The organism is Streptomyces sp. NPDC093795 (assembly GCF_044764665.1).
Classification (GTDB): Bacteria; Actinomycetota; Actinomycetes; order Streptomycetales; family Streptomycetaceae; genus Streptomyces.
The window spans coordinates 183,639-200,794 of the sequence record NZ_JBIWIO010000012.1 but is presented as its reverse complement, the minus strand read 5'-3'; the positions used below and the strand labels follow the sequence as shown (position 1 = coordinate 200,794).

14 protein-coding genes are annotated in these 17,156 nt (G+C 71.4%); 5 read left to right on the top strand and 9 right to left on the bottom strand.

Annotation, left to right across the window (positions count from 1 at the left end):
* Nucleotides 1–64: 64 nt before the first annotated feature.
* Together ACIRB7_RS29000 and ACIRB7_RS28995 are read right to left on the bottom strand one after the other, a co-directional pair.
* A complete protein-coding gene (locus ACIRB7_RS29000; RefSeq protein ID WP_403604181.1) occupies nucleotides 65–1,927 on the bottom strand; it encodes an SDR family oxidoreductase in 1,863 nt (620 codons plus the stop codon).
* Nucleotides 1,927–2,772, bottom strand: coding sequence for a M24 family metallopeptidase (locus ACIRB7_RS28995; RefSeq protein WP_403604178.1), 846 nt, complete (start codon nucleotides 2,770–2,772; stop codon nucleotides 1,927–1,929). The genes ACIRB7_RS29000 and ACIRB7_RS28995 overlap by 1 nt, the downstream gene beginning before the upstream one ends.
* Before the next feature lie 251 nt (nucleotides 2,773–3,023).
* On the opposite strand from ACIRB7_RS28995, the gene ACIRB7_RS28990 reads away from it, so the two are divergent.
* Genes ACIRB7_RS28990 through ACIRB7_RS28975 form a run of 4 tightly spaced genes read left to right on the top strand, consistent with a single transcriptional unit; the run spans nucleotide 3,024 to nucleotide 6,539 of the window.
* A complete protein-coding gene (locus ACIRB7_RS28990; RefSeq protein ID WP_403604388.1) occupies nucleotides 3,024–3,989 on the top strand; it encodes an ABC transporter ATP-binding protein in 966 nt (321 codons plus the stop codon).
* A complete protein-coding gene (locus ACIRB7_RS28985; RefSeq protein WP_403604175.1) occupies nucleotides 3,986–4,897 on the top strand; it encodes an ABC transporter permease in 912 nt (303 codons plus the stop codon). The genes ACIRB7_RS28990 and ACIRB7_RS28985 overlap by 4 nt, the downstream gene beginning before the upstream one ends.
* Nucleotides 4,894–5,805 (top strand): ABC transporter ATP-binding protein, encoded by a 912-nt coding sequence (locus tag ACIRB7_RS28980; RefSeq protein WP_403604172.1) that lies wholly within the window; start codon nucleotides 4,894–4,896, stop codon nucleotides 5,803–5,805. The genes ACIRB7_RS28985 and ACIRB7_RS28980 overlap by 4 nt, the downstream gene beginning before the upstream one ends.
* Nucleotides 5,806–5,819: 14 nt before the next feature.
* Entirely contained in the window at nucleotides 5,820–6,539 is a 720-nt protein-coding gene (locus ACIRB7_RS28975) for an ABC transporter permease (RefSeq protein ID WP_403604169.1), read from the top strand.
* Between the two features lie 84 nt (nucleotides 6,540–6,623).
* On the opposite strand, the gene ACIRB7_RS28970 is transcribed toward ACIRB7_RS28975, so the two are convergent.
* Together ACIRB7_RS28970 and ACIRB7_RS28965 are read right to left on the bottom strand one after the other, a co-directional pair.
* Complete coding sequence (locus ACIRB7_RS28970) at nucleotides 6,624–7,943, bottom strand: CynX/NimT family MFS transporter (RefSeq protein WP_403604166.1); 1,320 nt, start codon at nucleotides 7,941–7,943, stop codon at nucleotides 6,624–6,626.
* Nucleotides 7,943–8,620: a FadR/GntR family transcriptional regulator gene (locus ACIRB7_RS28965; RefSeq protein WP_403604163.1), complete on the bottom strand. Its 678-nt coding sequence runs from the start codon at nucleotides 8,618–8,620 to the stop codon at nucleotides 7,943–7,945. Before ACIRB7_RS28965 ends, ACIRB7_RS28970 begins: the two co-directional genes overlap by 1 nt.
* A gap of 122 nt (nucleotides 8,621–8,742) precedes the next feature.
* Here ACIRB7_RS28965 and lpdA point away from each other — a divergent pair, with 122 nt between their 5' ends.
* A complete protein-coding gene (gene lpdA / locus ACIRB7_RS28960; RefSeq protein WP_403604160.1) occupies nucleotides 8,743–10,146 on the top strand; it encodes a dihydrolipoyl dehydrogenase in 1,404 nt (467 codons plus the stop codon).
* Nucleotides 10,147–10,375: 229 nt separating this feature from the next.
* Here lpdA and ACIRB7_RS28955 read toward each other — a convergent pair whose 3' ends face one another.
* The 5 genes from ACIRB7_RS28955 to ACIRB7_RS28935 all read right to left on the bottom strand — a co-directional run bounded on the left by ACIRB7_RS28955 (nucleotide 10,376) and on the right by ACIRB7_RS28935 (nucleotide 17,124).
* Nucleotides 10,376–11,182, bottom strand: coding sequence for an HAD family hydrolase (locus tag ACIRB7_RS28955; protein ID WP_403604158.1), 807 nt, complete (start codon nucleotides 11,180–11,182; stop codon nucleotides 10,376–10,378).
* Complete coding sequence (gene serS, locus ACIRB7_RS28950) at nucleotides 11,179–12,468, bottom strand: serine--tRNA ligase (protein WP_403604155.1); 1,290 nt, start codon at nucleotides 12,466–12,468, stop codon at nucleotides 11,179–11,181. The genes ACIRB7_RS28955 and serS overlap by 4 nt, the downstream gene beginning before the upstream one ends.
* A 495-nt stretch (nucleotides 12,469–12,963) precedes the next feature.
* Complete coding sequence (gene pheA, locus ACIRB7_RS28945) at nucleotides 12,964–13,899, bottom strand: prephenate dehydratase (RefSeq protein WP_403604152.1); 936 nt, start codon at nucleotides 13,897–13,899, stop codon at nucleotides 12,964–12,966.
* 48 nt (nucleotides 13,900–13,947) lie between these two features.
* Nucleotides 13,948–15,216 (bottom strand): iron uptake transporter deferrochelatase/peroxidase subunit, encoded by a 1,269-nt coding sequence (efeB, locus tag ACIRB7_RS28940; RefSeq protein WP_403604385.1) that lies wholly within the window; start codon nucleotides 15,214–15,216, stop codon nucleotides 13,948–13,950.
* A 9-nt stretch (nucleotides 15,217–15,225) separates the two neighbouring features.
* On the bottom strand, nucleotides 15,226–17,124 hold the full coding sequence (locus tag ACIRB7_RS28935) for a copper resistance protein CopC (protein ID WP_403604149.1): 1,899 nt from the start codon (nucleotides 17,122–17,124) through the stop codon (nucleotides 15,226–15,228).
* Nucleotides 17,125–17,156: the final 32 nt, after the last annotated feature.

The following is a 17,156-nucleotide window of genomic DNA, read 5'->3' as shown; positions in this document are numbered from 1 at the left end:
GGGGCCCCTCCAGACAGGGATCGTACGACCGCCGACCTGCCCGCCACCCCTGCCTGCCCGCTCCCTACGCCGGCGGCTGCCAGCGTGCGAAGGCGCGCAGCGCTCCCGGGCTCAGCCGGGACAGGAGGCGGACACCCCGGGCCTCGGGCGTCACCGGCACCACCGCACGGTCGTGCAGGACCGCCCCCAGGATCGCGTCCGCGACCTTCTCCGGCGGGTAGTTCCGCAGGCCGTACAGCCGTGACGCGTTCTTCTGGCGCCGTTTCTCCTCCGCCTCGTCCGCGACTCCCGCGAACCGCGTCGTCGCCGTGATGTTGGTGTTGACGATGCCGGGGCATATCGCGGACACCCCGATGCCCTGGTCGGCCAGCTCCGCGCGCAGGCACTCGCTGAGCATGAGCACCGCCGCCTTCGACGTGCTGTACGCGGGCAGGGCCCGGGAGGGCTGGAACGCCGCGGCGGACGCGGTGTTCACGATGTGGCCGCCCTGACCGCGCGCGGTCATCTGCGCGCCGAAGATCCGGCACCCGTGGATCACGCCCCACAGGTTGACGTCGAGGAGCCGCTTCCACTCCTCGCTCGTCGTGTCGAAGAAGGAGCCGGCGAGCCCGATGCCCGCGTTGTTGACGAGGACGTCGACGATCCCGTACTCGCTCGCCACCTTGGCCGCCAGCTTCTCCATCGCCTGCTCGTCGGCGACGTCGACGGTCTCGCCCCAGGCCTCGGGGGCGCCGATCAGCCGGGCCATCTCGGCCGTGCGGACCGCGCCCTCGCTGTCCCGGTCCACGGCCACGACCCGCGCACCGGCCTCGGCGAAGGCGAACGCGGTGGCCCGCCCGATGCCGCTGGCCGCGCCGGTCACCAGGACCAGCTGTCCGCCGAACCGCTCCACGTACTCCGGCCTCACCCCGCTCTTCGCCGCCGTCGCGGCGGCCGGCCAATGGGCCCCCGGCGCCTTGGCCGCCGGTTCCTCGTTGGCCCGGACGAACGAGCCGATCCACGCGGACAGCTGGTCCGGCCGGGTCCGCGGCACCCAGTGCTTCGCGGGCAGCGTGCGCCGGGTCAGGTCCGGCACCCAGGTCCCCAGGTCGTCGTAGAGCCGCTCGGAGAGGAAGGCGTCACCGGTCGGCGTGATCAGCTGCACGGGCGCGTGCGCGAACGCGTCGGGGCGCGGCCTGCGGAGCCGGGCGCGGACGTTGTCCCGGTAGAGCCAGGCGCCGTGGGCCGCGTCGCTCGGCAGTGAGGGCGTCGGGTAGTCACCGGCCGGGACCTTCTCGATCCGCTCCAGGATCTTCGGCCAGCGCCTGCCGAGCGGCCCCCGCCAGGCGAGCTCGGGAAGGACGGGGGTGTGCAGCATGTACACGTACCAGGACTTGGCGCCCTGGCCGAGGAGCTGGCCGACCCGGCGCGGGGTCGGCCGGGCCATCCGCTGCTTGATCCAGTGCCCGAAGTGGTCGAGGGAGGGCCCCGACATCGAGGTGAAGGAGGCGATCCGGCCCTCGGTGCGGGGGACGGTCACGAACTCCCAGGACTGCACCGAACCCCAGTCGTGGCCGACGAGGTGCACCGGCCGGTCCGGGCTGACGGCGTCGGCGACCGCGAGGAAGTCGTCGGTCAGCTTCTCCAGGGTGAAGCCGCCGCGCAGCGGGGCCGGCGCCGTCGAGCGGCCGTGGCCCCGGACGTCGTAAAGGACCACGTGGAAGTCCTCGGCGAGCCGGGTCGCGACCTCCGACCACACCTCCTTGGAGTCCGGGTAGCCGTGGACGAGAAGGACGGTCGGCCGGCCCGTCTCACCGAGTTCGGCGACGCACAGCTCGATCCCGCCCGTACGGACCCAGCGCTCCCGCGCCCCCTTGAGCCCCGCGAGTCCCTTGAGTCCCACGAGCCCCTTGGATCCTGTCGTCGTCGTTCCGTCGTGCCCCGCCATCAGGCCGCCCCCTCGTTCCAGCGCCGCACGTGCGGCAGATCGTCGTCCAGCCAGAACGCGCTCTGCTCGGGGTCCCGGGAGTCGGTGACGACCAGGATCTCCTCGAACTTCGCGCCCGTCCCCCGGAATCCGAGGTGCGGCTCGACCGCCCACAGGCCGGGCCTCGGCGGGTGGTCGGAGAACGTGTAGGGCGACCAGAGCGGCGACCAGCCGTCCCGGTGGCCGTGCAGGGCGTCGCTCGCGAGGCCCTTGAGAGCCTGGGTGCCGAAGCCGAAGAGCGTCGGGGACCAGCGGCGCTCCTTCACCCGGTCGATCTTGTGGGCGATGACGCCGAAGGGATAGGCCCGGTGCCGGTTGGCGTATCCCTGGCGGACCATGAGCCGGTCCACGTCCTGGTAGATCTCGCGGAGCGTGCGGCGCTCGCGCACCTCGCGCAGGATCAGCTCACGATGGTCCTCGAGGTCGGCGAGCAGCTTGTCGTGCAGGGGGTTGAGGCCCAGACAGCCGCTGTAGCCGATGTCGGCGGTGTACCCCTTGTGGACGGGGGCCATGTCGAGGATGAAGGGCATGCCCGCTTCGAGCCGCCGGTTCGTCGGGAAGAACTGCAGCGGCACCCTGAAGTCCACGAAGGCCGTGCGGTCCCCGAACCAGGCGAACGGCCGGTGGAACCAGTCCCGCACCCCCCGCTCGTACAGCCACTCGCGCTGCATCCGCGCGGCCTCGCGCTCGGTCACGCCCGGCTTGAGCTGCGCCGCGACGGCCTCCGCGCATGCGTAGGAGAGTCGCTGTACTTCCCTGAACCCCCGCAACTCCGCGGAGAGTTCGCCAGTCACTGCTGAGGCCATGCCACCCGCCGTCCCGTGTGAGCATCCGGTCGCGCTACGCGTTCGTAACGTGACATCGATGAATGTGACAATGCCTGGCGGCTACGTCAAGGGGTCGGACACGAGGCTGTGGAAAAGTCCGGCGGCCTGCCTGTGGAAAAAGACTTTCGTCTCGACCCCCCTACTGGCTTTGTACTCCTGTAGTCGGACAAGGATCGAGCCGTTGGGCTGACGACCGCTGTGGCGCACACCACTACCGTCGAAGCGTGACTGTGATCGCGACCGAAAGCCTCAGCAAGCGGTTCCCCCGGGTGACCGCTCTTGACCGGCTCTCCCTGGACATCGGACCCGGTGTGACCGGACTCGTGGGTGCCAATGGAGCCGGCAAGTCCACCATGATCAAGATCCTGCTCGGACTCTCCCCCGCCACGGAGGGCCGCGCCGAGGTCCTGGGCCTCGACGTCCGGACGGACGGCGCCCGGATCCGTGAGCGCGTGGGATACATGCCCGAGCACGACTGCCTGCCCCCCGACGTCTCGGCCACCGAGTTCGTCGTCCACATGGCGCGCATGTCCGGGCTGCCCCCGACCGCCGCCCGCGAGCGGACCGCCGACACCCTGCGGCACGTGGGCCTGTACGAGGAGAGGTACCGCCCCATGGGCGGCTACTCGACCGGTATGAAACAGCGGGTGAAGCTCGCCCAGGCCCTGGTCCACGACCCGAAGCTGGTCCTCCTCGACGAGCCGACCAACGGTCTGGACCCGGTCGGCCGGGACGAGATGCTGGGACTGATCCGCCGGGTCTGGACCGACTTCGGCATCTCCGTCCTCGTCACCTCGCACCTCCTCGGCGAGCTGGAGCGGACCTGCGACCACGTCGTCGTCATCGACGGCGGGAAGCTGCTGCGCTCCAGCTCCACCAGCGACTTCACCCGGACGACCACGACCCTCGCGGTCGAGGTCACCGACTCCGACGCCCACCCCGACGGCACGTCGTCGCTCCGCGCGGCGCTCGCCGCCGCGGGGATCACCCTCCACGCGGGCGTGGAGGACGGCCTGCCCGGCGCCGGCCACATCCTGCTCCTGGAGGCGCAGGGCGAGGAGACGTACGACCTCGTGCGGGACACCGTCGCCGACCTCGGCCTCGGTCTCGTCCGCATGGAGCAGCGCCGCCATCACATCGCCGAGGTCTTCCGGCCCGAGGCGTCCCCGCAGCACGAGGAGGTGCCGGCCCGATGAGCACCCAGACCCCCCAGCCCTCCCAGGCCGCTCCCGACACGACGCAGATCCACAACATCGGCTACCGGTCGTACGACGGCCCGCGCCTCGGCCGGGCGTACGCGCGCAGGTCGCTGTTCTCGCAGTCGTTGCGCGGCGCGTACGGCCTGGGCCGCAGCGCCAAGTCCAAGGTGCTGCCGATGCTGCTCTTCGGCGTGATGTGCGTCCCGGCGCTGATCTTCGTCGCGATCGCCGTCTTCACCAAGCAGTCCAAGCTGACGATCGAGTACACGCAGTACGCGATCTTCCTCCAGGTCGTCATCGGCATCTACCTGGCCTCGCAGGCCCCGCAGTCGGTCTCCCGCGACCTGCGGTTCAGGACCGTGCCGCTGTACTTCTCCCGCCCGATCGAGCGCGCGGACTACGTCCTCGCCAAGTACGGCGCGATGGCGTCGGCCCTCTTCATCCTCACGGCCGTGCCGCTGCTGATCATGTGGGTCGGCTCGATGCTCGCCAAGATGGACTTCGCCGAGCAGACCAAGATGTTCGGCCAGGGGCTCGTCTCCGTGGCGCTGCTCTCGCTGCTCTTCGGTGGCATCGGCCTCGTCATGGCGGCTCTCACCCCGCGCCGCGGCTTCGGCGTCGCCGCCGTGATCGGCGTCCTGACCATCTCGTACGGCGCGGTCTCGACGCTCATGGGCATCGCCTACGCCACGGAGAACACGGGCGCCATCGACTGGCTCGGTCTGTTCTCGCCGATCACCCTCATCGACGGCGTGCAGACCGCCTTCCTGGGCGCACCGCCCATGTTCCCCGAGCTCGGAGGCCCGGGCGCCGGTGTCGGCGCGGTCTATCTGCTGGTCGTCCTCGCGCTGATCGCCGGCTCGTACGGCATCCTGATGCGCCGCTACCGAAAGGTCGGGCTGTGACCACGCTCCACATCGACCACGCCTCCCGCTGGTTCGGGAACGTCGTGGCCGTGAACGACGTCACGATGACGGTGGGCCCGGGCGTCACCGGCCTCCTCGGGCCCAACGGCGCCGGGAAGTCCACCCTGATCAACATGATGGGCGGCTTCCTCGACCCCTCCACCGGCTCCGTCACCCTCGACGGGCAGACGATCTGGGGAAGCGAGTCGGTCTACCGCGAGATCGGCGTCGTGCCCGAGCGGGAGGCGATGTACGACTTCCTCACGGGCCGCGAGTTCGTCCTGGCCAACGCGGAGTTGCAGGGCCTCGGCGCCAAGGAGGCCCAGCGGGCCCTGGGCACGGTCGAGATGGAGTACGCCCAGGACCGCAAGATCTCCACGTACAGCAAGGGCATGCGGCAGCGCGTGAAGATGGCCTCGGCCCTCGTCCACGAGCCGTCCGTGCTCCTGCTCGACGAGCCGTTCAACGGCATGGACCCGCGCCAGCGCATGCAGTTGATGGATCTGCTGCGGCGGATGGGCGCGGACGGCCGCACGGTCCTGTTCTCCTCGCACATCCTGGAGGAGGTCGAGCAGCTCGCCTCCCACATCGAGGTGATCGTGGCCGGGCGCCACGCGGCCTCCGGTGACTTCCGCAAGATCCGCCGGCTGATGACGGACCGGCCCCACCGCTACCTCGTCCGCTCCAGCGACGACCGGGCGCTCGCCGCCGCGCTGATCGCCGACCCGTCCACGGCCGGCATCGAGGTCGACCACGGCGAGGGCGGACTGCGCGTGCAGGCGGTGGACTTCGGACGGTTCACGGAGCTGCTGCCGAAGGTCGCGCGCGAGCGGGGGATCCGTCTCCTGACGGTCTCGCCCTCGGACGAGTCCCTCGAATCGGTCTTCTCATACCTCGTCGCGGCCTGAAAGGAGCCTGACCGATGTACAACCCCACAGTCGCCCGGCTCACCTACCGGGCCCTCCTCGGCCGCCGCAGGGCCCTGATCCTCTTCCTGCTGCCCGGCATGCTGCTGCTCATCTCGGCGGCGATCCGCGTCCTCAGCGGTGCGGACGACCAGGCCGCGGCCGACGTCCTCGGCGGCTTCGCGCTCGCCACGATGGTGCCGCTGATCGGCGTGATCGCCGGCACCGGGGCGATCGGCCCGGAGATCGACGACGGCTCGATCGTCTATCTGCTCTCCAAGCCGGTGAAGCGCTCCTCGATCATCTTCACGAAGCTGATCGTCGCGATCGCCGTCACGATGGTCTTCTCGGCGGTGCCGACGCTGATCGCCGGCTTCATCCTCAACGGCAACGGTCAGCAGGTGGCCGTGGCCTACATGGTGGCGGCGCTCGTGGCCTCCATCGCGTACAGCGCGCTGTTCCTGCTGCTCGGCACGATCAGCAGGCACGCCGTGGTCATCGGCCTGGTCTACGCCCTGGTGTGGGAGACGCTCTTCGGTTCCCTGATCGCGGGCGCGCGGACCCTCAGCGTCCAGCAGTGGGCGCTGGCCCTGGCGCAGAAGGTCACCGGTGACGGCCTGGTCAACTCCGACGTCGGGCTCACCACGGCGGTGGCGCTCCTCGCGGGTGTCACGATCGCGGCGACCTGGTTCGCCGGCTTCAAGCTCAACCGGCTGACGCTGGCGGGCGAGGAGTAGAAACCGAGGAAGAAGCGGTACGACTCCGAGGGCGGACGCCCCACCCCGAAACGCCCACCCCGGAGCCGTACCGCACCCCCTCCCTCACACCGTCCGATCCCGGGCGGCGAACAGTCCCACGGCGAGGGCCGCCGCGCAGACGGCGAGGACTCCACAGATCGGCAGGGTCCAGGAGCCGGTGGCCTGGTGGAGGACACCGGCCGCCAGCGGCCCCACCGCGGCGAGCAGATAGCCGACCGTCTGCGCCATCCCGGACAGCCGGGCCGCGGTCACCGCGTCCCCGGCGCGCAGGACGATCAGGGTCAGGGCGAGACCGACAGCCCCGCCCTGGCCGACGCCGAGCACGGCCGACCAGAGCCAGGCCCCCTCCACCGGCGCCACCATCAGACCGGCGTAACCGGCCGCGACCAGTGTGGTGACAAGCACGATCAGCGGGCGCTGGCTCCGCATCCGGCCGGCGAGCAGCGGCACCACGAACGCGCCCGCGACCTGGATCAGGTTGTTGAAGGCGAAGACGACACCGGCGGTGGAGCGGCTCATCCCGTGGTCGGTGAAGATCGTCGGCATCCAGGCGATCAGCACGTACGTCCAGAGCGACTGCAGGCCCATGAACAGCGTGACCTGCCAGGCGAGCGCGGAGCGCCAGACGCTCACCGGCCGTGCGCCGGCGGCCGGGACGGCCCGTACCTCGTGGCCCGTACGGCCGCGGGCGATCAGCACCTGGGGCAGCCAGGCGAGGGCGGCGACCACGGCGAGCAGCGACCAGAAGCCCAGCGAACCCTGCCAGCCGCCGCCCAGCGACTTCTCCAGCGGCACGGCGGCCGCCGCCGCGACCGTCGCTCCGGCGATCATCGCGCCCGTGTAGACCGAGGTCATCGCGGCGGCCCGGCCCGGGAAGTCACGCTTGATCAGGCCGGGCATGAGCACGTTGAGCAGGGCGATCGACGTGCCGACGAGGATCCCGCCGCCGTACAGCGCGTACACGGACGGCAGTACGCGCGCGAGGATGCCGACGCCGAGCAGGAGGAGCGCCGCGAACAGGACGCGCTCGGTACCGAACCGGCGGCCCAGCCACGGTGCGACCAGCGCGCCCACGCCGAGGAACAGCACGGGCACCGAGGTGACGAGGGAGCCGGCCGCCGCGGAGAGCCCGAAGGCGTCGGATATCTCGCCGACCAGGGGGGCCACGCTCGCGAGGGCGACCCGCATGTTCAGCGAGGCGAGCACGATCCCGGTGAGGAGCAGCGCCGGGTGGGCGAGCAGGGCCTTACGGGCGGCCGCCCCCGCCGCCGAGGTCCGAACCCCGGCCTCGGCGTCGACGAGGGCCCGCGACGACGCGGCCTCGGACTCCGCCGCAGGTGTCTCCCCCGTACGCGTCTCCGCCGTACGTGTCTCGGCGGTCATCAGGAGCGCTCCGTGAGCGCGGTGACCGTCTCCATCGGCACCCGCAGCAGTTCGCGGGCCTGCCGCTCCGCAGCGTCCGGGTCGGCCGCCTCGATCGCGGCCACCAGCGCCTCGTGGGCGTCGATGTCGACCGGCGGCATCTCCCGGTCGCCGAGGGCCTCCACGAGCACTTCGTGGACCTGTGCGGAGAAGAACCGGTACACCTCGACGAAGGCCGCGTTGTGCGTCGCGCCGACGACGGCCAGGTGGAAGGCGAGGTCCGCGTCCGCGTCCCGGTCGCCCTCCTCGCGCAGGCCGGTCAGGGCCGCCCGCAGCCGCAGCAGGTCATGGGTGTCCCGGCGGGCCGCCGCGAGCCGGGCGGCCTCGGCCTCCAGGGCGACCCGGAGTTCGAGGACGTCGGCCGCACCGGCGTGCCGCACACCGCGCAGGACGGCCGCCGGATCCGCGGTCGACCTGACGAAGGTGCCGTTGCCCTGACGCGACTCCAGAAGGCCCGCGTGGACCAGTACCCGGACCGCCTCACGGACGGTGTTGCGGCCCACGCCGAGCTGCTGCGCGAGCTCGTGCTCGGTCGGGATGCGGTCGCCGACCGCCCACTCGCCGTCCGTGAGCTGCGTCCGCAGCTGCTCCACCACGGAGTCCACCAGTGAGGTCCGCCCCGCCGCCCTGAGTGCCATGCCGTTCCGACCTTCCATTTGCCCGGTTGCCCAGTCATCCTACAACTGACCGGGCCGGGGACACCGGACTACTGTGGGCCCGTACGCGGACCGAACACCCTCACCACCCTCGGGAGTCAGTCATGTCAGACCGCTTCGACGTCGTCGTACTCGGAGCTGGCCCCGGCGGCTACGTCGCCGCCATCCGCGCCGCCCAGCTGGGCAAGCGGGTCGCGGTCGTCGAGGAGAAGTACTGGGGCGGTGTCTGCCTGAACGTCGGCTGCATCCCCACCAAGGCGCTGCTGCGCAACGCCGAACTCGCCCACATCTTCAACCACGAGGCCAAGACCTTCGGCATCAAGGTCGACGGCACCGTCACCTTCGACTACGGCGACGCCTACCGCCGCAGCCGCTCGGTCGCGGACGGCCGCGTCAAGGGCGTCCACTTCCTGATGAAGAAGAACGGCATCACCGAGTTCGACGGCCGGGGCACCTTCCTCGACGCGAACACCCTCCAGGTGGCCAAGTCCGACGGCACCTCGGAGACGATCACGTTCGACAACTGCATCATCGCGACCGGCGCCACCCCGCGCCTGCTCCCGGGCACCGCCCGCAGCGAGCGCGTCGTGTCGTACGAGGAGCAGATCCTCGCCGAGGACGCCCCGAAGTCGATCGTCATCGCGGGTGCCGGCGCCATCGGCATCGAGTTCGCGTACGTCCTCAACAACTACGGCACCAAGGTCACGATCGTCGAGTTCCTCGACCGGATCGCCCCGCTGGAGGACGAGGAGGTCTCCAAGGAGCTGGCGAAGCAGTACCGCAAGCTCGGCATCGACGTCCTGACCTCCACCCGTGTCGAGACCATCGACGAGTCCGGCCCGCAGGTCCGCGTCACCGTCACCGGCAAGGACGGCACCCAGAAGGTGCTTGAGGCCGACAAGGTCCTCCAGGCCATCGGCTTCGCGCCGAACGTCACCGGCTACGGCCTCGAGGCGACCGGCGTCGCCCTCACCGAGCGCGGCGCGATCGACGTCGACGGCCGCTGCCGCACCTCCGTGCCGCACATCTACGCCATCGGTGACGTCACCGCGAAGCTGATGCTGGCGCACACCGCCGAGGCCATGGGTGTCATCGCCGCCGAGACCATCGGGGACGCCGAGACCATGGAGCTCGACTACCCGATGATCCCGCGCGCCACCTACTGCCAGCCGCAGATCGCCAGCTTCGGCTGGACCGAGGCGCAGGCCCGCGAGAAGGGCTTCGACGTCAAGGTCGCCAAGTTCCCCTTCGTGGCGAACGGCAAGGCGCACGGTCTCGGCGACGCCACCGGCTTCGTCAAGATCATCGCCGACGGGACCCACGGCGAGATCATCGGCGCCCACCTGATCGGCCCCGACGTCACCGAGCTGCTGCCCGAGCTGACCCTGGCCCAGCAGTGGGACCTCACCGTCCACGAGGTCGCGCGGAACGTCCACGCGCACCCGACGCTCGGCGAGGCCGTGAAGGAAGCGATCCACGGCATCGCGGGACACATGATCAATTTCTGAGGTTTCTCTTCCTCGTACCGCTCGCCGCCGACGTACACGCTCCCCCCGCGGAAAACCGCTCGCCCCCGAACGGCGGCCCGGCGCACACTGGTTGTACGGGGGGCACGGGGGATCCCCCGGGAGCGGCCGCTTCGAGCGCGCGGACTTCGGTCCGCGCGGGCCGCGACCCGCGAAGGCCCGCTCCCTCACCGGGAGCGGGCCTTCGAACGTGTGTGAGTGCTTGCGGCGCTCAGGCGGCCAGCAGGTTCTCCAGTACGACCGCGATGCCGTCCTCCTCGTTGGAGGTGGTCACCTCGTCCGCGACCGCCTTCAGCTCCGCGTGCGCGTTGCCCATGGCCACGCCGTGGGCCGCCCAGCCGAACATCGGGATGTCGTTCGGCATGTCGCCGAAGGCGATCGTCTCCGCGGCCTTCACGCCGAGACGGCGCGCGGCCAGCGAGAGGCCGGTCGCCTTGCTGAGGCCGAGCGGGAGGATCTCCACGACGCCCGGCCCCGCCATGACGATGTCCACGAGCCCGCCGACCGTCTGACGGGCGGCCAGGGTCAGCTCGTCGTCCGTGAGCGTCGGGTGCTGGAGGTAGAGCTTGGTCAGCGGCGCCGCCCACAGCTCCGCCGGGTCCTCGTACGGCAGGTACGGCAGCCGACCCTCGTGGACCCGGTAGCCGGGGCCCATCAGGACCTCGCCCTCCAGACCGTCGCGGCTCGCGGCCAGCGCCAGCGGGCCCACCTCCGCCTCGATCTTGGAGAGAGCGAGCCCCGCGAGCTGCCGGTCCAGGGTCAGCGAGGTGAGCAGCCGGTGCTCACCCGCGTGGTAGACCTGCGCCCCCTGCCCGCACACCGCGATCCCCTCGTAGCCGAGGTCGTCCAGGATGTGCCGGGTCCAGGGCACCGCCCGGCCGGTGACGACGATGTGGGCGGCGCCCGCCGCCGTCGCGGCGGCGAGCGCGTCCCGCGTGCGGTCCGAGATGGACTCGTCGGCTCGCAGCAGCGTGCCGTCGAGGTCCGTCGCGACCAGGCGGTAGGGGAAGGAGCTCACTTGGCGATCGGCTCCAGGACCTCGCGGCCGCCGAGGTAGGGCCGCAGGATCTCCGGCACCCGCACCGAACCGTCGGCCAGCTGGTGGTTCTCCAGGATCGCCACGATCGTGCGCGGTACGGCGCAGAGCGTGCCGTTCAGGGTGGCCAGCGGCTGCACGGTCTTCTTGCCGCCCTGCTCGTCGCGCATGCGGACGGAGAGGCGGCGGGCCTGGAAGCTGTTGCAGTTCGAGGCGGAGGTCAGCTCGCGGTACTTGCCCTGGGTCGGGATCCACGCCTCGCAGTCGAACTTGCGGGAGGCGGAGGCGCCGAGGTCACCGGTGGCGACGTCGATGACCTGGAACGGCAGCTCCAGAGCGGTCAGCCACTGCTTCTCCCACTCCAGGAGCCGCTTGTGCTCGGCCTCGGCGTCCTCCGGAGCGACGTACGAGAACATCTCGACCTTGTCGAACTGGTGGACGCGGAAGATGCCCCGGGTGTCCTTGCCGTACGTGCCGGCCTCGCGGCGGAAGCAGGGCGAGAAGCCCGCGTACCGCAGGGGCAGCTTGTCGGCGTCGATGATCTCGTCCATGTGGTACGCGGCGAGCGGGACCTCGGAGGTGCCGACCAGGTACAGGTCGTCGTTCTCCAGGTGGTACACGTTCTCCGCGGCCTGGCCGAGGAAACCGGTGCCCTCCATGGCGCGCGGGCGGACCAGCGCGGGGGTCAGCATGGGGATGAAGCCGGCCTCGGTGGCCTGGGCGATCGCCGCGTTGACCAGGGCGAGCTCCAGGAGGGCGCCGACGCCGGTCAGGTAGTAGAAGCGCGAGCCGGACACCTTGGCACCGCGCTCGACGTCGATGGCGCCGAGCGCCTCGCCGAGCTCCAGGTGGTCCTTGGCCTCGAAGCCCTCGGCCGCGAAGTCACGGATGGTGCCGTGCGTCTCCAGGACGACGAAGTCCTCCTCGCCACCCACGGGCACGTCCGTGTGGACGATGTTCCCGAGCTGGAGCAGGAGCCGCTTGGCCGTCTCGTCGGCCTCGTTCTGCTCGGCCTCGGCGGTCTTGACGTCGGTCTTGAGCTGCTCGGCCTTCTGGAGGAGCTCGGCGCGCTCCTCGGGCGTGGCCCTGGGGATCAGCTTGCCGAGCGCCTTCTGCTCGGATCGGAGCTCGTCGAAGCGGACGCCGGACGACCTGCGCCGCTCATCGGCGGAGAGCAGGGCGTCGACGAGCGCGACGTCCTCTCCACGGGCGCGCTGGGAGGCGCGAACACGGTCGGGGTCCTCACGGAGCAGGCGAAGGTCAATCACCCCACCAGGCTACCGGTGCGCGTTCGCCCGCCCCCACCGATTAACGTCACGCGTACTGTTTCGCCCGAATTGCCACCTGTGGAATGCGGGGGGCCGAGTGCCGCGCATTTAGTTATCCACAGGCTGTGCGGAAAATCTGTGGACCACGGGAAAGAGTGCGCGGATTCCCGCTCCCCAGCCTGGGAATTCCGTGATCAAACGCCATTGAGGCACTCATTTGGGTGGGAATTGCTCGCTCCGAAGAGTTGGCCGAGCGGGGAGTGCTGACGGCGGCGCCCTCTGGTGCTGTGGAGCGCTGTGGACAGGCGAGGTCCGGCCGGAGAGTGGCTAGGGCGATTTGTCGACCTTGTCGGGGTGGGCTGTCGACTTGTCCCCAGGTTGCGGGTGACCCCTGTGGATAACCGCGATGGGAAAGTGAAAATACGCAGGTAGGACTAGTGGTTCGTACCTGTGGACGAACGCTCCCGGCGAAGGGAGCGTTCCGTCACCATCGGGTCAGGCCCGACCGTCCTGGGTCCTCGCCAGCCAGTCGGAGGCCGACATGAACTCCCCGTCCGAGGTACCGCGCCGCAGCGCCCGCACGTCCTCGACCGCGACGCCCGCCCTCGGGTACGAGCCGAGGAAGCGCACGTTGGGGCAGATCCGCTTGAGCCCCATCAGCGCCTCGCCCACGCGCCGGTCCGAGATATGGCCCTCGGCGTCCACGGCGAAGCAGTAGTTCCCGATCCCCGCCCCCGTCGGCCGGGACTGGATCAGCATCAGGTTCACCCCGCGCACCGCGAATTCCTGGAGCAGTTCGAGGAGGGCACCCGGATGATCGTCACCCAGCCACAGCACCACCGAGGTCTTGTCCGCGCCGGTCGGGGCCGCCGGCCGGGCCGGCCTGCCCACGAGCACGAACCGGGTCTCGGCGTTCTCCGCGTCGTGGATCTCCGTGACCAGGGCTTCGAGGCCGTACGTCGCCGCCGCGAACTCCCCCGCGAAGGCGGCGTCGAAGCGCCCCTCCTGCACCAGCCGGGCCCCGTCCGCGTTGGAGGCGGCCGACTCCCACACCGCCTCGGGCAGGTGCGCCCGCATCCAGTTCCGGACCTGCGGCTGGGCCACCGGATGGCCCGTCACCGTCTTGATCTCCGACAGCTTCGTCCCCGGGCGCACGAGCAGCGCGAAGGCGATCGGAAGGAGCACCTCGCGGTAGATCATCAGCGGCTCGCCGGAGGCCAGCTCGTCCAGGGTCGCGGTCACCCCGCCCTCGACCGAGTTCTCGATCGGGACGAGCGCGGCGGCGGCCTCCCCGTTCCGTACGGCGTCGAGCGCGGCCGGCACCGAGACCATGGGGACGAGTTCCCTCGTCGCGGCCTCGGGCAGCGTACGCAGCGCGGCCTCCGTGAAGGTGCCCTCGGGGCCGAGATACGTGTACCGGGTGGCGGACATACCGTCACCCTAATGGGCCCGGAGGGCGCGGGGCGCCCGCTCGGGGCGTCACGACTCCAGGAGCCGCTGCCCCACGTACTCGCCCTCGGCGGGACCGCCCGGGACGGCGAAGAGGCCGCTCGACTCGTGACGGATGAACGCGGACAGCGCGTCGCCCCGGTCGAGCTTGCGCTGCACCGGGACGAAGCCCCTCAGCGGATCCGCCTGCCAGCAGACGAAGAGGAGACCTGCGTCCGGCGCCCCGTCGGGGCCGATGCCGTCGTGGAAGGAGAACGGCCTGCGCAGCATCGCCGCCCCGCCGTTCTGTTCGGGGGCGGAGATCCGGGAGTGCGCGTTGTCCGGGATGACCGTCCTCCCGTCCGGGCCGACCTTGGCCAGGTCCAGCTCGGTGGTCTCCGTACCGCCGGTGAGCGGGGCCCCGTCGGACTTCCTGCGCCCGATCACCTTCTCCTGCCGGTCCAGCGGCAGCTTCTCCCAGTCGTCGAGCAGCATCCGGATCCGGCGCACCACCGCGTACGAGCCGCCGGCCATCCACTCCTCCGCGCCGGTGGCCCCGGCCTGGACGAAGATCCGCCGGTCGAAATCGGGGTCGGTCACCTTCGGGTTGCCCGTGCCGTCGACCTGGCCCATCAGGTTGCGCGCGGTCATCGGCTTCGCGGTGGCACCGGCCGAGCGGTTGAAGCCGTTCATCTGCCATCGCACCCGGGCCGCGTCGCCCGCGTCCTTCTGGAGCGCCCGCAGCGCGTGGAAGGCGACGAGCGCGTCGTCGGCACCGATCTGCACCCACAGGTCGCCCTCCGAGCGCCGGGGATCCAGGGCGTCGGCGGAGAAGGCGGGCAGCGGGTCGAGCCCGGCGGGGCGGCGCGCCACGAGCCCGGTGCGGTCGAAGAACGTACGGCCGAAGCCGAAGGTGACGGTGAGGGAGGAGGGGCCCGCGTCGAGCGCGATCCCGGTGTCCCCGGCCGGGGCCCCGCCCGACATCACCGCCTTCGCCGTCGCCGACCAGCGGCGCAGCAGAGCGACCGCCTCCTTGCGGCCGGCGCCCGGCGCGAGGTCGAAGGCGAGCAGATGACCCCGGGACTGGAGCGGGGTGGTGATGCCGGCCTGATGTTTCCCGTGAAACATCACCTCGGTGGCGCCGACCGTGGACAGCGCCGGGGCGCCACCCGCTCCGGTCGCGGTGGCGCCCTCGCCCGAGGCGGCCTCGGTGACTCCGACGCCGGCGGCCGCGCCGATGACGAGGCCGGCCGCGCCCGCCGCGCCGACGGTGCCGAGCAGGCGTCGCCGGGAGATATCAGGGGTGTCGTTCTCGGTCACGGTCACGGGTCAGCCGATCTTCACGTTCTTGTCGATGGTGGTCTGGTCGATGTCGGAGGTACGGACGGTCACCTGGATCCGCCACTCCCCGGGCATCGGGATCTGGACGCCGCTCGCGCTCCAATGTCCGGTCTGGATCCGGTCGGGGGCGACGGGCAGCGGGCCGACGTCCTTTGCCTCCAGGGTGAGGGCGACCTTGATCTCGGGGACGTCCAGCGGCTTGCCGTTGGGGCGCTCGACGTAGAGGTGGAGCGCGTTGGCGCCGACGCGGCCGGGGTCGAGGCTCAGCCGGACGACGCCCTTGCCGTCGACGCCGCCGGTGTCGAAGGGCAGCCGGATGTCGACGGGCCGGTCGGGCACGGCGGCCGGGCCGGAGGCGGCGGTACCCCGCGCGGCCTCCTCCTCGGTGCGGCCGGGCTCGGTGGAGGTGAGGACGGTGGTCACGGCGAGGAGCACGACGGCGACCGCGGCCTCGGTGAGCACCGAGCGGCGCAGGCCGGACCGTTCGGGGTCGGCGTCCCGCTCCCGCTTGCGGCGCGCGGTGGCGACGGCGGCCCGCTGCCGGGCGAGCTGAGCGGCCCGCTCGGGATCGGCGGCCTCTTCGGCCTCTTCAGCCTCTTCGGTCGCTTCAGTCGCTTCCGCCTCGTTGGTCGTTTCGGCCGGCGTCGGGTCGGCGAGGCGCTGGATCCAGCGGCGGCTGATCCACGCGATGCCGAGGAGGACGCACATCAGGCCGATCTTGACGAGGAGCAGCTGCCCGTAGCGCGTCCCGGTCAGCGCCGACCAGGAGCCGACCTGGCGCCAGGACTGGTAGAGCCCGGTGGCCGCGAGGACGGCCACGGCACCGAAGGCCACCTTGGAGAAGCGCTCGACCGCCGCGCGTTCGACGGACGGGGTCCGGTAGAGGGCCACGAGCAGCACCGTGAGACCGCCGAGCCAGGCGGCCACGGCGAGGAGGTGCAGGATGTCGACGGGCATGGCGATGCCGGGCTGGATGCCGGTCGAGGCGTGCTCGGCCAGCGCCCAGGTACCGGCGATGCCGGCGGCGACGACGGTGCCGCCGATGCCGAGCCCGAAGGCGAGGTCCTTCTTCTCCTTCGGGTCGGTGCGCCGGGCGTAGGCGCCGAAGAGGACGGCCACGAAGAGCGCGGCCGCGCCGAGAAGCAGCAGCCGGGAGGTGAGCGCGGCCCCGGTCTTCGTCTCCAGGACGGCCTTGAGCCCCGCCAGGTCGAAGGCGTCGGAGAGTTCACCGGAGCCGGTGTACGGGTTGCGCAGGAGCAGCATGACGAGAGTGGCGCCGGTGAGGGTCAGCCAGCCCCGGACCACGGTCTGCTGGACGGGCCGGACGCTCGCGCCGCGCGGCCAGCAGGCCAGGACGAAGGCGCCGCCGCCGACGAGGACGGCGAATCCGGCGTACGAGAGGTAGCGCGCGATGCCGTAGAGGGCGCCGACGAGCCCGCCGCCGGCCGTCCGGTCGGGCAGGGCGACGGACGTGGCGGAGGGGGCGCCGATGGAGAAGGTGAAGGCGCCGGAGATGGGGTGGCTGTCGGCCGAGACGGTCTGCCAGGCCACCGTGTAGGTGCCGTCGGGAAGCCCGGCGCGCAGCCCCACCCCGTAGCGGACGACGGAACCGCTGCACAGGTCGCGTATCTCGCCGGTGTCGGCCCTCCGGCCCGCCGGGTCGAGGACCCGGATGGAGTCGCCGCTCATGGCGACCTGTTCGGAGAAGGTGAGGTTGACCTCCTTGGGAGCGGTGGCGACCACCGCCCCGTCCTTCGGATCGCTTCCGGTCAGCGCCGCGTGCGCGGACGCGGGGGCGGCGCCGGCGAGCAGCGTGCCGAGCAGCGCGGCCGCGAGGATCAGCAGCCGGCCCAGGGCGGTACCGAGGCGCGGGGCGGTGGTTGTCATCTCTGGGTCACTCCGTCAGTTCTCTCGGAACT

Bases quoted from the DNA above. Each gene is read 5' to 3' on its own strand.
- ACIRB7_RS29000 (WP_403604181.1), bottom strand. From the start codon at position 1,927: ATGGCGGGGCACGACGGAACGACGACGACAGGATCCAAGGGGCTCGTG.
- ACIRB7_RS28995 (WP_403604178.1), bottom strand. From the start codon at position 2,772: ATGGCCTCAGCAGTGACTGGCGAACTCTCCGCGGAGTTGCGGGGGTTC.
- ACIRB7_RS28985 (WP_403604175.1), top strand. From the start codon at position 3,986: ATGAGCACCCAGACCCCCCAGCCCTCCCAGGCCGCTCCCGACACGACG.
- ACIRB7_RS28975 (WP_403604169.1), top strand. From the start codon at position 5,820: ATGTACAACCCCACAGTCGCCCGGCTCACCTACCGGGCCCTCCTCGGC.
- ACIRB7_RS28970 (WP_403604166.1), bottom strand. From the start codon at position 7,943: ATGACCGCCGAGACACGTACGGCGGAGACGCGTACGGGGGAGACACCT.
- ACIRB7_RS28965 (WP_403604163.1), bottom strand. From the start codon at position 8,620: ATGGCACTCAGGGCGGCGGGGCGGACCTCACTGGTGGACTCCGTGGTG.
- lpdA (WP_403604160.1), top strand. From the start codon at position 8,743: ATGTCAGACCGCTTCGACGTCGTCGTACTCGGAGCTGGCCCCGGCGGC.
- pheA (WP_403604152.1), bottom strand. From the start codon at position 13,899: ATGTCCGCCACCCGGTACACGTATCTCGGCCCCGAGGGCACCTTCACG.
- ACIRB7_RS28935 (WP_403604149.1), bottom strand. From the start codon at position 17,124: ATGACAACCACCGCCCCGCGCCTCGGTACCGCCCTGGGCCGGCTGCTG.